Below are 14,380 nucleotides of genomic sequence, written 5' to 3'. Positions count from 1 at the left end.
GAAGGCGTAAAGATCCGAGCGGCCAGCGGTTCGTCGCCCGAGCCATGCGGCAGATCGCTGAAGCGACTTGAGCTTGGAAGAGCCAGAAAGGGCTCTTCCACTCAAAGGTCCGCGTCGTTGAGCAGCGCAGCGCTCGTTCCCTCGAACGTGGGGTGATCCCTGATGACGATCACTTTCGGCAATAGACTTGATCCACCACAACGGTGCCCCGGTGCACCGCGCAGTCATCGATCGACGCGATGGACGGATTGGTGGACATCACGCGGAGGAGTTGCAATGCGTAGAGATGCCATGGATCAAACGCCGCCTATGGATGAAAGCGGCCGCAATTCGACGGCCGCCACTGGACGCTTGCCGGATGGCGGCGCGACTGGCGCCGCCAAGGGTGCCGGGCTACCGCTGCTGGCAATGATAGTCGGTGGCATTCCGACCATAGCGGCGCTACTCGGCTACGGTGTTTCCTTGGCCGCCGACATCCGGCTCGGGTTGCCGAACGGCCTCACCTTCTCCAACGCATTCGACCTCATCTTGTTCTCCAAGCTTGCAGCGCTCCACGCGCTACGCCAGGGTTCTGAATTGTTCGACGCTGCGACGCTGTGGTCCGCTTATCGCCAAGTGATGGCGTACTCGTCGTTCCTGCTCATCGGCCCGCTTGCGATGGCCGCCGCCGTAGCCGGTTGGTGCGCCATGGCAGGAAGATTCGGCAACACGACACGTCGCGCCGAAAACAAGATTCGAGCCTACCTTCGGCGCAGTCGCGAAGTGGTGCGACCCAAGTCGCTTCTTGGTCGCAGCTTGGCCCTCGTCGCGTACGGCGTTGCAACCGTCGTTGCCGGTCCGCTTCTGATCTGGGGCGCCGTGCTTCTTGCGTTGTTCGCCTTTGCACTGCTCATGTTCGTCCCAATGATCGGAATGGCGGCCGGTGCGAAGTACATCGATGAATACGTGATTGAGCCAACGGCATGCGCCCCGGTGTTATCCAGTGCGGACAGGGCCGCGCGCCGCTCGCTCGCGCCGGACCCGAGTGCCCAGAAGCGGGCTTATTGCGTGCGCGTCTTCAAGGACAAGGAAGCGGAATACGCTGGGCGAGTCGTCTTCGAAACTCCCAACTTGATCATCCTGTACTCGCCCAAGACCGGCAGTGTCCGCCGGATTCCACTGGATGGATACGTGATCGAGCTCGTCCCGACGGACCAGTAGCAACCCCCTCGCCCTGCCGTCCAAGAATCGACGGCCTTTCGGTTCAGACCGACTACGCCTCAAGCGGCCGCCAGATGGTCCAGATGCGTCGACAGCCTCCTGAGCCACTCGAGCCGTTCACTGTCGTACTGGTGCCGGTTGTAGACGCCGATGATCCCGGGAGGCAGGTGGCCAAGAATCGCCTCTCCGACTTCATTGGGGCAGCCCAGGGCCGCAAGCATCGTTCGACCGGTGCGGCGCAAGTCGTGCGGCGCCCAGTGCGTGACAGGTAACCGGGGCCGGACCCATTCCGGGCGTGTCTGGCTGTACGGCATGTGCATCCACACGGCGACGCCGAGCGCCTTCTGTTCGATGTGTCCGCTGCGACCGACGCTCGGAAACAGCCACCGGCCAGGATGGGAATCGAGCCGGCGCTCGACGATCGCCCGCGCCCTTCCGACCAGCGGCACACGCAGGTCCACGGTCAACGGATTCCGCGCCATCTTGAGCTTGGCTTTGGGGATGGTCCACCAGAGGTCGTCGGCCTCGCGGGAGAGCTCGGTGCGCTCCATCGCCACGATCTCCGCCCCGCGGCAGCATGTCCAGAGGTACAGCGTCAGCGCGTCCTCGATGTCGCGCGTGAAGTTGGGCATCCACCTCAGCAGTTGCTGGACCTCCGCGTCGGACAGTACTCGCTTGGTCACACCCTGGGTGACGCCACCGATGGTCCTGCCCTTGCTGGGGAGCTTTCCTCGAAGGACTAAGCGCCACCAGTTGGGCGCATCGGAGGGCAGCTTGCCGGCGTCGATCGCCTGGTCCCAGGCTGCCCCGAGCTGCTGACGAAGCATCTTCGCTACGACGGGACGGCCACGCATGCCGTCGATCAGGCCGTAGGCCTGCGCCCTCGTGAGCTCTCCTGCAGCAACGTTCGCGATGTCATCGAGTTCGCGGTCGAACAGGCGCTTCGCTTCGGCGTATGTCGTCGCGGAGACCGACTGGCGGTAGCGCTCGAGGAAGTGGTTGCACAGCTTCCGAACCGTGAACACCGCCGTCTTGCGAGCCTCTCGCGCCTTCTCCCGCGCCAGCGCGGCGGCGCGCCGCTCTGAGCGCTTCTCGTCCGCCGCATCCCGACCGTCGCCGCGGATCCCTCGCAGTCGCTCCCACTCGGCGGCCGCCGCGATCGCCGACATGCTCGGCCAGCTGCCGAGGCGCACCTGCCGCATGCCGCCGTCCACGGGCGATTTGTAGCGGTAGATCCAGGTTCGACAGGAGACCCGGGCCACCAGCCGCAGGCCGGGGGCGGCATCAAACGTAAGATGCTCACCGGCCTTCAAGGCCTTCGCAGCGCGGGCGTCGAACTCGATCACGCACACACTGTGCATGAGCAGGGGATGTTACGCCAAGGCGTAACATTCTCGCCGGCAGGGTCGAAATGCTACGCCAAAACGGCAAGTGCTTTGAGGTGAGATGAGGTGTCGCTGAGACCGTTCAGCGAAGGTCGATAGAAAGAAATATTTTGCAGATCAATGAGTTACGCGCAAACGCGGCTCAAGACCCAGGAAGCGGCGAGGCGCCCCTAAGCGCCCATACGCCGATGATGCAGCAGTACCTGCGCATCAAGGCCGACTACCCCGACACGCTCGTCTTCTACCGGATGGGCGATTTCTACGAGCTGTTCTACGACGACGCTCGCAAGGGCAACCGGCTGCTCGACATCACGCTGACCAGCCGCGGCCAGAGCGCCGGCGAGCCGGTGGTGATGGCCGGCGTGCCGGTGCACTCGGTCGAGAGCTACCTGGCGCGCTTGATCAAGCTCGGCGAGGCCGTGGCGCTCGCCGAGCAGGTCGGCGATGTCGCAACCGCCAAGGGGCCGGTCGAGCGCAAGGTGGTGCGGGTGGTGACCCCCGGCACCGTCACCGACACCGAGCTGCTGAACGAACGCGCCGACACGCTGCTGCTGGCACTGATCAAAGTGCGCGCGACCTGGGGCCTGGCCTGGCTCGGGCTGTCGAGCGGACAACTCGGCATGACCGAATGCGGCGACAAGGAGCTCGGCGGCTGGCTCGCGCGGCTCGATCCCGCCGAGCTGCTGCTGCCGCAGAAGGACGCCGCGAACGCGCTGCCGCCGGCGATCCTGCAGCACCGCGCCGCGCGCACGGCGCGGCCGGACTGGCAGTTCGACACCGCGCTCGGCCTGCGCAAGCTGACGGGGCTGCTGAAGGTCGCGTCGCTGCAGGGCTTCAACGCGCAGGACCTGAGCGTCGCGCAGTCCGCCGCCGCCGCGCTGCTGAGCTTCGCCGAGCACACGCAGGGCCAGGCGCTGGCGCATGTCACGTCGCTGCAGGCCGCGCGTGCGAACGAGCTGATCGAGCTGCCGCCGGCCACGCACCGCAACCTCGAGCTGACGCAGACGCTGCGCGGCGAGGACGCGCCGACGCTGCTGTCGTTGATCGACACCTGCAGGAGCGGCATGGGCAGCCGCGCACTGCGCCATTGGCTGACCCATCCGCTGCGTGATCGCAGCACCGCGCTGCAGCGGCACGACGCGATCGCGGCGCTGATCGGCCACGGCTTCGAGCCGCTGCGCGACGCGCTGCGCCACATCAGCGATGTCGAGCGCATCACCGCGCGGCTGGCGCTGCGCCAGGTGCGTCCGCGTGAGCTGGCCGGGCTGCGCAGCACGCTGCAGGCGCTGCCGGCGCTCAGCGCCGCGGCGCCGCAGGGTTCCGATGCAGGTGTGCTGCTCGTGCGCCTGCACGAGGCGCTCTCGCCGCCGCCCGAGCTCGCCGCGCTGCTGGTGCGCTGCATCGCCGACGAACCCGCGGTGCTGCTGCGCGACGGCGGCGTGATCGCCAGCGGCTGCGATGCCGAGCTCGACGAGCTGCGCGGCATCGCGCAGAACTGCGATGCCTTCCTGGTCGACCTCGAAGCGCGCGAACGGGCACGCACCGGCATCACCAACCTGCGCGTGCAATACAACCGCGTGCACGGCTTCTACATCGAGGTCACCAGCTCGGGGCTCGATCGCGTGCCCGCCGACTACCAGCGCCGCCAGACGCTGAAGAACGCCGAGCGCTTCATCACGCCGGAGCTGAAGGCCTTCGAGGACAAGGCGCTGTCGGCGCAGGAGCGTTCGCTGGCGCGCGAGAAGTGGCTCTACGAACAATTGCTCGATGCACTGCAGGCGCACCTGCCGGCGCTCGGCGCGCTGGCGCGATCGCTGGCGGCGCTGGATGCCCTTGCGGCCCTCGCCGAGCGCGCCGTGACGCTGCAGTGGTGCCGGCCGCAGTTCGTCGGCCACCCGTGCATCGAGATCGACCAGGGCCGCCACCCGGTGGTGCAGGCGCGGCTGGCCGAGACCGGCGGGCCGGACTTCATCGCCAACGATTGCCGGCTCGATGCGCGCACGCGCATGCTGGTGATCACCGGCCCGAACATGGGCGGCAAGAGCACCTACATGCGACAGGTCGCGCTGATCGTGTTGCTGGCGTCGATCGGCGCCTTCGTGCCGGCAGCAGCCTGCCGGCTCGGGCCGATCGATGCGATCCACACCCGCATCGGCGCCGCCGACGACCTGGCCAACGCGCAATCGACCTTCATGCTCGAGATGACCGAGGCCGCGGCGATCGTGCATGGCGCGACCGAACAGTCGCTGGTGCTGATGGACGAGATCGGCCGCGGCACCAGCACCTTCGACGGGCTCGCGCTGGCGAGCGCGATCGCTGCCCATCTGCATGACAAGAACCGCGCGTTCACGCTGTTCGCGACCCACTACTTCGAGCTCACCGAATTCCCGGTGCGCCACGAGCGCGCGCTGAACGTGCACGTCTCGGCCGTCGAGAGCGGGCACGACATCGTCTTCCTGCATGCGATCGAGGCCGGGCCGGCGAGCCGCAGCTACGGCGTGCAGGTGGCGCGGCTGGCCGGCATGCCGGGCACGCTGCTGCGCCAGGCGCGCGCGACGCTCGAGGCGCTGGAGGCGCAGGCGATCAGCGGCGATGCACAGGTCGACCTGTTCGCCGCGCCGCCGACACCCGCCGCCGCGCCCGAGCCCTCGGGCATCGAGACGGCGCTGGCGACCATCGATCCCGATGCGCTGACCCCGCGCGAAGCGCTCGAAGCGCTGTACCGTCTGAAGTCCCTGCAGAAAGCCCACGCGTCATGACCTATTGCATCGGCATCCGCCTCAACGCCGGCCTCGTCTTCCTGTCCGACTCGCGCACCAACGCCGGCATGGACCAGATCAGCACCTATCGCAAGATGATGATCTACGAGAAGCCGGGCGACCGTTTCATGGTGATGCTGTCGGCCGGCAACCTGAGCATCAGCCAGTCGGTGCGCGAGATCCTGCAGGTCGAGAAGATCGATCGCGGCCCGGAGCAGCCGGCGCTGACGATCTGGAACGCCGACAGCATGTTCGACGCCACGCGCGTGCTCGGTGCGGCGGTGCGCCGCGTCTACGACCAGGACGGCCCATCGCTGAAGGCCACCGGCGTCGATTTCAATGCGTCGATGATCTTCGGCGGCCAGATCAAGGGCGAGGCCATGCGCATGTTCCTGGTCTACTCGGCCGGCAACTTCATCGAGGCGACGCGCGAGACCTGCTTCTTCCAGATCGGCGAGAGCAAGTACGGCAAGCCGATCCTCGACCGCGTGCTGACGCCGACCACGCCGCTGGACGAAGCCGCCAAGTGCGCGCTGGTGTCGATGGACTCGACGCTGAAGTCCAACCTGTCGGTGGGCCTGCCGCTGGACCTGCTGGTCTACCAGGAGGGCCGCCTCGAAAGCAGCGACCACGTCTGCATCGACGACCGCAACCCGTACTTCCAGATGATCCACAGCACCTGGGGCCAGCGCCTGCGCGAAGTGTTCGAAGGCATCGACGATCCGCGCTGGGACGGCGGCGACACCGAGCACCCGCTGCTCGCGCCTTCCAGGCGTTATGAGCCGATGCGCAAGATCAACCACCCCGGCGAGCGCATCGTCTGACGTGCGCTGACGCGACGCCGCATCCGGTGCGCACCAAGCCTGGCCGCTGCTGGCTCCGCCGGTTTGCCGCGGCCGTGCTCGGCGTTGCGGCCGCCGGCGCCGTAGCCGCCGCACCGCCCGACGACGAGCGGATCCGGCAGATCCTTGCCGGCCGCATCGTGCAGGCGCGCCACGCCACCGGCATGGTGGTGGGCATCGTGACGCCGGCGGGCCGGCGCATCGTCGGCGTCGGGCGGCTGTCGGCCGACGACCCACGCGCGCCGGACGGCAAGACGCTGTTCGAGATCGGCTCGGTCACCAAGGTCTTCACCTCGCTGCTGCTGGCCGACATGGTGCGGCGGGGCGAGGTGGTGCTGGACGCACCGGTCGCGGACCTGCTGCCTTCGCAGGTCAGCGTGCCGAGCCGCGAAGGCCGGCCGATCCGACTCGTCGACCTGGCGACGCAGACGTCGGGCCTGCCGAACCGGCCGGCGAACCTGAAGCCGCGCGACTTCGGCAATCCGCATGGCGACTACGGCATCGACCGCCTCGTCGCGCTGCTGGCCGCGCACGCTCTGCCGCAGGCACCCGGCGAACGCTACGAATACTCGAACGCCGGCGTCGGCCTGCTGGGACATGCGCTGTCCCAGCGCGCGCGACGCTCCTATCCGGCGCTGCTGCGCGAGCGCATCACCGGTCCGCTCGGCATGGCCGACACCGACGACAACGGCGTCGCCGCGCCGGCGCGTGCGATGGCGGCCGGGCACAGCTGGGCGCTGACACCGGTGGATCGCTGGACGTCCGCGGAGCTGCCCGCCTCGGGCTTCCTGCGCTCGAATGCCGATGATCTGCTGACATTCCTGGAGGCCTTCGTCGGCCTGCGCGAGTCCGCGCTGGCGCCGGCCATGAAGGCCATGCTCGAGACCCGCCGGCCCGGCGGCATCCCGCCGTCCAGGCACATCGGGCTCGGATGGATGCTGGTGCCCAACGATGGCGGCGACATCGCCTGGCATCCGGGACGCACCGGCGGCTACGTCAGCTTCGTCGGATTCCAGGCCGCAACGCGCACCGGCATCGTCGTGCTGGCCAACGCGAACACGTTGAACGCCGTCAGCGACATCGGATTGCACCTGCTCGATCCGCGTCAGCCGCTTGCCGATCCGAAGCCGCCGCGCCTGGCGCCGCCGATGGCGCTGGACCCGGCCGATGCGCGCCCCTACATCGGCCGCTACGAGTGGCTCGACGGCCTGGACCTGCAGGTGGTGCACGAGGACGGCCGGCTTTTCCTGCGCGCCGGCTCGCCGCGGCGTTTCGAGCTGTTCCCGGATGGCGACGGGACCATGGTGCTGCGCGAAGCCCTTGGCGGCAGAGTGCATTTCGACCAAGGCCTGGACGGCCAGGTGCGCGCACTGAACCTGTGGCTGTGGGGCCACGAGTACCGCGCGTGGCGTCGTGCCGAGCGCTGAAGCTGCACCGTGCCCGCGGCCTTCGCGAGTTAGGGATGGCGCTTCGGCAGGCGCTGGACCAGAAAGCGGACTTCGAACCGCAGGGACCGCACCATGGCCATCGAGACCCCGCAAGGGCTGTTGAAGCTGATCAGCTACGTCGGCGTCCGCCGTGCCGGACGGCTGCTGATCGTGCGCTACGACACGCCGCCGAATCCGGACAAGCCCGGCTGGTGGATCCCGGCGCCGGAGGCTGCCTACGGCGAGGACCCGCTCGAGGTCGCCGCGCGCGAGCTGTCGCGCCTGGGTTATGACGACGTGATGCCGCGGGTCGTCGATGTCGAGTCGTTTCCGGTCGGCGAGCGCAACTGGCACGTCGTCGTGCATTGCCTCGCCGAGGTACACGCCGATCCGCAGCCGGGCGCCGGGATCGCGCAATGGCGCTGGTGCAGCGAGGCCGAGCTGCCCGAGGCCGCCGAGTTCGCGCACAAGCGCTGGGAGCAGGCGCTGGCGCGCCGGCTGATCCGCTTCGGCGCGGCCTGAGCTACTGCTTGCGGCGCGTCAGCGTGCCGCGCTCGGTCTGCGCATCGGCGCGGAACTCCCCTTCCCAGCGGTCGCCATTGCTCCACAGCAGCTGGCCCTGGCCTTCCTTCAGGCCGGTGCGCCACTGGCCGATGTACTGGTCGCCGTTCTTCCAGCGGTAGATGCCTTCCCCGTCGGGCAGGCCGCGCGAGAACTGGCCGCGGTAGACGTCGCCGGAGGCGAAGACGATGCGGCCGTCGCCCTGCGGCAGGCCGTCGACGACCTCGCCTTCGTAGAGGTTGCCGTTGGCGAACTTGACGCTGGCGTAGCCGGTGGCCTTGCCGTCGACCCACGGCCCGTCGTAGCGCTGGCCGTTGACCCACAGGTAGACGCCCTGGCCGTCGGGCTCGCCGCGGGTGAACTGGCCGGTGTACTGGTCGCCCGAGCTGAAGACCATCTTGCCGGTGCCGTGCGGCTGGCCGTCGACCACCGCGCCTTCGTAGACGTTGCCGTTGGCGAAACGCAGCACGCCGTCGCCTTCGGGCCGGTCGTTGATCCAGACGCCCTTGTAGCGCTGGCCGTTGCGCCAGATGAATTCGCCGTGCCCCTGGCGCTGCCCGGCGACCACGGTGCCCTCGTACTGGTCACCGCTGGACCAGATGATGCGGCCGCGCCCGCTGTAGGTCTGCCCGCCGGGGTCGGCGCCGAAGGTGCCGACGATGCGCGTGCCGCCGGTCAATGTCAGGTCGACCGGAGCGGCCACCGCCGGCAGCACCGCGGCGATCGGTGCGGCGCCGCCCGGAGGGCTCATGCGCCCGGCCGGCGGTGCCTCGGCCGGCCGCGCCGGCACGCTGGTGGGAGCCGGCACGGCGGCAGCAGCGCTGCCGCGCTCGCGCGCGGCCTGCGAGGCCAGCGCGGTCTGCTCGCGCCGCAGCAGCGCGAGCCGCTGCTGCGACCCGGCGCAGCGCTCGGCCGCCAGGTCCCAGGTGCTCTCGGCCTTGCGGAACAGCACCGCGGCATCCGGCCAGCGCTGCTCGCTGCGCGCGCGTTCGGCCAGCTCCTGCAGCGCGGTGGCGTCCTTCTGCGACGCCATGCACTGCTCGCTGCCGCCCTGCTGGTCCTGGATCGTCAGGCGTGCCTGCTGCGAATCGGCCAGGTTGCGCTGCGCCCGTTCGCGCGAGCGGCCGCTGCACGCGTCGACCGCCTGGCGCCACAGGCCGATCGCCGCTTCGGACAGCCGGGCCTGCTCGGCGAGCTCGGCGCGCTGCGCCTGGGCCGTCGCGGCGCGCAGGTCGGCGGCCATCGCCTGGTCGGTGACGGCCGCGCAGTCGGCCTGCGCCGCCGCCGGGCGCGCGGCGAGCACAAGAGCCAGACACAACAGGGACACGAGCCGGTTTGCGATCACGCTCTTTTGCTCTTTCCAGCGCAGCCATGTGGAAAGGCTGCAACAAGCGATAAAAATTATATCGACCGGGTTATCGGCCTCGGCATGCCTTTTGTCGTGCGATGCGCCGGCGCCACGAGTGCACAAAGTCGCGCCGATTGGCGCGCTGACCAACGCCGGATTGGCCCTTGCGAGCCCGCGGGGCGAACGCTACACCGTGACCATGTACGCAACGATGGCCGGAACGGTTTCCAGCATCGACGCCACCGGCCCCCCGGGTCGCTGCATCGGGCTGGCCAGCGACGATGCGGCAGCCGCGGCGGCGTGGCGCGGCGCGCTGGCCGCTGAAGGGCTGCGGGTGTGCGACTGGGTGCTGGGCGACGGCGGCGGGCCCGCGGCGCCGGCACCGGACGCGCTGGTGCTGCACCTGGTGCACGGCGTGGCCCGCCAGTTGGGCCCGCTGCGTGCGCTGGCCGCGCGACAGCCCGCTGTGCCGATCGTCGTCGCCTGCCGCGCGCTGCGCGACCTCGACCACGTGCTGGCGCTCGAGATGGGTGCCGACGATGTCTTCGATGCCGCCCTCGACGCGGCGGTCGCGGCGGCGCGGCTGCGCGCGCTGTGGCGGCGCGGCGCGCGGCTGGGCGTCGCGGCAGCGCCGCTCGCGCCGCCGGACGAGTTGCGCGTCGGCCGCCTGGTGCTGCGCTGGCGCGAGCGCTGCGCGCTGCAGGACGAGCGCCCGCTCGACCTGACCGAGGGCGAGTTCGAGCTGCTGTGGCGGCTGGCGCTGCGCGCCGGCCAGGTGGTGACGCGGCGCGAGCTGCTGCGCGAGCTGCGCGGCCTGGTCGACAGCGGCCCTGATCGCTCGATCGACAGCCGCGTCTACCGGCTGCGCGCCAAGCTCGGCGACCGCGGCGACGGCGCGCAGCGCATCCGCACGATCCGCAACTGCGGCTACCTGCTGGCGCCGCTGGCCGACGGCACGGCGGCGGCGGCCGGCGCGCACTGACCCGTTGCCGCCGGCTTCGACACCGCCAGGCCCGCGCGCACGTTGCGCAGCGCCTGGCCGATCACCCGCAGCGCGCCGTCGATGATCGCTTCGTCGGCCCCGCCGTAACCCAGCGCCAGGCCGTTCAAGCCGCGCGCGTGCCAGCAGATCGTCGACAGCGGCGTCGCGCCGACGCCTTGCTTGCGGATCAGCCGGAACACGTCGACATCCGGCACCTCGGCCGGGAAGTGCAGCGCCGCATGCACGCCCTCGGCCGTCGGGCCCAGCGTGGCCCAGTGCGGCAGGTGGTGGGCCACGGCCTGCTGCAGTGCGGCGCGGCGCGCGCGGCAGCGCTGGCGCAGCTCGTGCAGGTGCGCGCTCATGTGGCCTTCGTCGATGAAGGCGGTGAGCGCGAGCTGCGTCGCGACGTGCGCATGCTCGCCGAGCAGGCCGCGCATGGCCGTGAAGGTGTCGGCCAGGTGCTCGGGCACCACCAGGTAGGCGATGCGCAGCGACGGGAACAGCACGCCTTCGAAGGTGCCGACCAGCAGCACGCAGCCATGGCGGTCCTGCGTGTGCAGGGCCGGCGGCGGCACGCCGTCGTGCACCAGCTCGGTGTTGTAGTTGCCCTCGAGGATCCAGGAGCCTTGGCGCTCCGCCCAGGCCAGCAGCTCGGCGCCGCGCTCGCGGCTCGTGCGCACGCCCAGCGGGTACTGGCCGAGCGGATGCAGGTAGACCGCGCGCGCATCCGGCGCGTGGGCGCGGCCGTGGGCGACGTCGAAGCCCAGTTCGTCGCAGGGCACGCCGACCGCCTTGGCGTGCAGCACGTCGAACAGCACCGGCAGGCTGGCATGGCCGGGGTCTTCCAGCCACACCTTGTCGCCCGGCTCGAGCAGCACGCGCGCGATCAGCTCCAGCGCCTGCATCGGGCTGTTGAGGATCAGCACCTGGCGTGCGCTGCAGTGCACGCCGCGCGTCAGCGCCAGGTGCCTGACGATGGATTCGCGCAGCGACGGCAGCCCGGCCGACGGGCCGTAGTTCAGGTGCTTGCGGTACGGCTCGCTCCACGCCCGCTGCATCAGCCGGCGCCAGGTGTCGAGCGGGAAGTCCTGCGTCGGCACGTTGCGCGGATGCAGTGCCGGCAGCGCGAACAGCTCCGTCGGCACCTCCAGCCGCGACCACTGCCCGAGGTGCGGCGCAAAGCGCTCGATGACGCGTTGTGCGGCGGCGCTGATCGGCCGCTCCAGGGCCGGGGATGGCTTGACCAGCACCGGCAGCGGGTCGGCGACGTAGCTGCCGTCGCCGACGCGGCGCTCGATGAAGCCTTCGCTCTTCAGCTGTTCGAAGGCCTCGTCGACCGCGCCGCGCGAGACCGCGCAATCGGCCGCCAGCCGGCGCGCCGATGGCAGCCGCGTGCCGGGACGCAGCGTGCCGCTGCGCACGCCGTCGAGCACCGTGCGGTAGACGCGCACGCGCTGCGCGACGCTGGCCGGCGCGTCGTCGCCTCGCAGCGACTGGATGAAGACCCCCGCCACCTGCTTGACCACGCGAGTCCCGTTCTTCTTCGTTCGATCGGAGCACTGTAGGCAGGCCCCCGCGCGCCGCCGCCCGGCATGCGACGAACGACGGAATCCCGGGAACCAACGGCGGCGCCCGCGCGGCCGCGCGGCGTTAGGCTGCGCGCCGATGCACCGACACCTGCCCCGCCTCGCCGCCGCCTGGCTCGCAGCCTGCCTGGTCGCCGGCGCCGCCGCCCAGCCGGTGGCCGACGACCCGCAGGCACCGCTGCGCGCGCAGCTCGCCCGCATCGAGGCACTGCGCACGCAGCGGCCGGGCGACGGCGTGCTCGTCTACTACCAAGCCATGACGCTGGCGCGGCTGGACCGCCGCAACGACGCGCTCGCCGCGCTGCGAAGCCTGACAGGCCGGCGACTGGGCATCGTGCCGACCGCCGGCATGGGTTTCGATGCGCTGTGGCAGGACGCCGAATTCAGCGCGCTGCGCGAGCAGCTGTCCGCCGACGAGCCGCGCACGCCCGATGCGCCGCGCGCTTTGCACCTCGCCGATCCGGCGCTGATTCCCGAGGGCATCGCCCACGACGCCGAGACGAAGCGCTTTTTCATCGGCAGCGTGGCGCGGCACAAGATCGTCGTGGTCGACGCCCGCGGCCGCGCGCGCGACTTCTCGCGGCCCGGCGACCGGCTCGATGCGGTGCTCGGCCTGCATGTCGATGCGAAACGGCGCGTGCTGCTGGCGGTCAGTACCAACGCCTTCGAAGACAGCGGCAAGACGGCGCTGCGCAACGCGGTGCTGCGCTATCCGCTGAACGATCCGCGCCGCGTGCAGCGCCTCGACGCGCCGGCCGCGCAGCAGCTCAACGACGTCGTCGCGGCGCCCGACGGCACCCTCTTCGCCACCGATTCGGCCAGCGGCAGCCTGCTCCGCGCCGCGCCGGGCGCGACGCTGCTCGAGCCCTTCGGCCAGCGCGGCGCGCTGCTCGGGGCCAATGGCATCGCCGTCGCGCCCGACGGCAGCCTGTTCGTCACGCTGTCGACCGGCATCGCGCGTGTGAATCCGGCCGACGGCAGCTTTCAGCGGCTGCCGCAGCCCGACCAGGTGGTCACCGGCGGCATCGATGGCCTGTACTGGCACGACGGCGATCTCGTCGGCGTGCAGAACGTGACCATTGCCGGCCGCGTGATCCGCATCCACCTGGCCGACGCGGGCCGGCGCATCGGCGGCATCACCGTGCTGCAGTCGCACCACCATCCGGATTTCGACGAGCCGACGACCGGCACGATCGCGGGCGTGACGCTGGTGACGATCGCCAATTCGCAGGTTGCGCGCTACCAGGCCGACGGCAGCCTGCGCGAGCCGGCGACGCTGAAGGCGCCGCAATTGATCGCGGTACCGCTGCGCCGATGAGCGACCTTCAAGCCCCCGCAATGGCCGGCGCCGCCGCCCCGAATTGGCCCTTGCGGCGCAGCGGCCCGCTCGGAATGATCCCCGCACGATGATTCGCGACGATCCCGCCTTGCCGCACCTGCGCCATGCCGCCGGTCCGCTGGCCGCGCCGCATGCCCCGTTCTCGCACTTCGACGGCAGCCTGCGTGCGCCGTCGCTGGTGCTCTTCGTCGGCCCGGCGGCGCGGCCCGAACGCGCCACCGCCGAGCTGCTCGGCCAGGTGGGCCTGCGCTGCGCCGCGGTCAGCGATCTCGATGGCGCGCATGCCGCTTGCAGCAACATGCAGTTCGATGCGCTGGTGATCGACGCCTGCGTGCTGACGCCGACGCTGGCGCTGGGCCTGGCCGGCCTGCACGTCGCCGCCGGCTGCCCGCTGCTGGTGCTGAGCGAGACCGCGAGCGAAGTCGATGCGATCGTCGCGCTCGAGCATGGCGCGGCGGAGTACCTGGTGCAGCCGCTGTCGCCGCGGCTGCTGCGCGCGCACCTGGTCGCGCAGTTGCGCTCGCGCGTCGTGGCGGAAGCACCGGCCGCCCCGTTCGCTTCCACCGGCCCGGCCGCGGACCCGGCGCTGGCCGGCTGGACGCTCGACCCGCTGCAGCGCGAGCTGTGCCGCGGCACGCGCCGCGTCGGCTTCACCGAAGGCCAGTTCGCGCTGCTGCAGTGCCTGGCCGCGCAGGTCGGACGCCTGGTGCCGCGCGCCTCGCTCGAGGCGCGCGTCGCCCGCACGGACAGCACGCTGAACGCGCGTTCGATCGACGTCTACGTGCATCGGCTGCGGCGCCGCCTCGCCGAGCTCGGCATGGCCGAGCTCGAGATCGAGAGCGTGCGTGGGCGCGGCTACCGCCTGCACTGCGCGGCGGTGGCGCCCGGTCCGATCCGGGTCCCCCGGTCGGACTGATCCCCTCGGGGGATCAGCCCGCAGGGCTGCAGGGG

Annotated in this window: 11 protein-coding genes; 8 read left to right on the top strand and 3 right to left on the bottom strand. The window is 70.7% G+C overall.

Features of this window, described 5'->3' with window-relative positions:
• The first annotated feature begins 291 nt into the window (after window positions 1-291).
• Window positions 292-1,200, top strand: a complete 909-nt coding sequence (locus tag HLB44_RS15675) for a hypothetical protein (protein ID WP_173124071.1) — start codon at window positions 292-294, stop codon at window positions 1,198-1,200.
• A 59-nt stretch (window positions 1,201-1,259) separates the two neighbouring features.
• Here the strand turns inward: HLB44_RS15675 and HLB44_RS15670 are convergent, their stop codons facing one another.
• A complete protein-coding gene (locus tag HLB44_RS15670; RefSeq protein WP_173124282.1) occupies window positions 1,260-2,543 on the bottom strand; it encodes a tyrosine-type recombinase/integrase in 1,284 nt (427 codons plus the stop codon).
• 230 nt (window positions 2,544-2,773) lie between these two features.
• Here HLB44_RS15670 and mutS point away from each other — a divergent pair, with 230 nt between their 5' ends.
• The 4 genes from mutS (at window position 2,774) to HLB44_RS15650 (ending at window position 8,135) form a co-directional block, all read left to right on the top strand.
• Window positions 2,774-5,344 (top strand): DNA mismatch repair protein MutS, encoded by a 2,571-nt coding sequence (mutS, locus tag HLB44_RS15665; protein WP_173124069.1) that lies wholly within the window; start codon window positions 2,774-2,776, stop codon window positions 5,342-5,344.
• Window positions 5,341-6,168 (top strand): proteasome-type protease, encoded by an 828-nt coding sequence (locus tag HLB44_RS15660; protein ID WP_173124067.1) that lies wholly within the window; start codon window positions 5,341-5,343, stop codon window positions 6,166-6,168. Before mutS ends, HLB44_RS15660 begins: the two co-directional genes overlap by 4 nt.
• Before the next feature lie 26 nt (window positions 6,169-6,194).
• Window positions 6,195-7,613 carry a serine hydrolase gene (locus tag HLB44_RS15655; protein WP_173124065.1) on the top strand — a complete coding sequence of 473 codons (1,419 nt, stop codon included), beginning with the start codon at window positions 6,195-6,197 and terminating at the stop codon, window positions 7,611-7,613.
• A 93-nt stretch (window positions 7,614-7,706) separates the two neighbouring features.
• Window positions 7,707-8,135: an NUDIX hydrolase gene (locus HLB44_RS15650; RefSeq protein ID WP_173124063.1), complete on the top strand. Its 429-nt coding sequence runs from the start codon at window positions 7,707-7,709 to the stop codon at window positions 8,133-8,135.
• A 1-nt stretch (window position 8,136) separates the two neighbouring features.
• Here HLB44_RS15650 and HLB44_RS15645 read toward each other — a convergent pair whose 3' ends face one another.
• The gene (locus HLB44_RS15645; RefSeq protein ID WP_173124061.1) at window positions 8,137-9,501 is read right to left on the bottom strand and encodes an MORN repeat-containing protein; all 1,365 of its coding nucleotides are present in this window, start codon (window positions 9,499-9,501) and stop codon (window positions 8,137-8,139) included.
• 220 nt (window positions 9,502-9,721) lie between these two features.
• Here HLB44_RS15645 and HLB44_RS15640 point away from each other — a divergent pair, with 220 nt between their 5' ends.
• On the top strand, window positions 9,722-10,504 hold the full coding sequence (locus HLB44_RS15640; RefSeq protein ID WP_173124059.1) for a winged helix-turn-helix domain-containing protein: 783 nt from the start codon (window positions 9,722-9,724) through the stop codon (window positions 10,502-10,504).
• Here the strand turns inward: HLB44_RS15640 and HLB44_RS15635 are convergent.
• Window positions 10,450-12,030, bottom strand: coding sequence for an aminotransferase class I/II-fold pyridoxal phosphate-dependent enzyme (locus HLB44_RS15635; RefSeq protein ID WP_173124057.1), 1,581 nt, complete (start codon window positions 12,028-12,030; stop codon window positions 10,450-10,452). The genes HLB44_RS15640 and HLB44_RS15635 overlap by 55 nt on opposite strands.
• A gap of 139 nt (window positions 12,031-12,169) precedes the next feature.
• On the opposite strand from HLB44_RS15635, the gene HLB44_RS15630 reads away from it, so the two are divergent.
• On the top strand, window positions 12,170-13,408 hold the full coding sequence (locus HLB44_RS15630; protein WP_173124056.1) for an SMP-30/gluconolactonase/LRE family protein: 1,239 nt from the start codon (window positions 12,170-12,172) through the stop codon (window positions 13,406-13,408).
• A gap of 88 nt (window positions 13,409-13,496) precedes the next feature.
• Window positions 13,497-14,345, top strand: coding sequence for a response regulator transcription factor (locus HLB44_RS15625; protein ID WP_173124054.1), 849 nt, complete (start codon window positions 13,497-13,499; stop codon window positions 14,343-14,345).
• Window positions 14,346-14,380 lie beyond the last annotated feature (35 nt).

The sequence above is a fragment of the Pseudaquabacterium terrae genome (genome assembly GCF_013266755.1).
Lineage (GTDB): Bacteria > Pseudomonadota > Gammaproteobacteria > Burkholderiales > Burkholderiaceae_C > Pseudaquabacterium > Pseudaquabacterium terrae.
The sequence above is the reverse complement of the archived record's forward strand: the minus strand, read 5'-3'. Positions and strand labels throughout refer to the sequence as shown.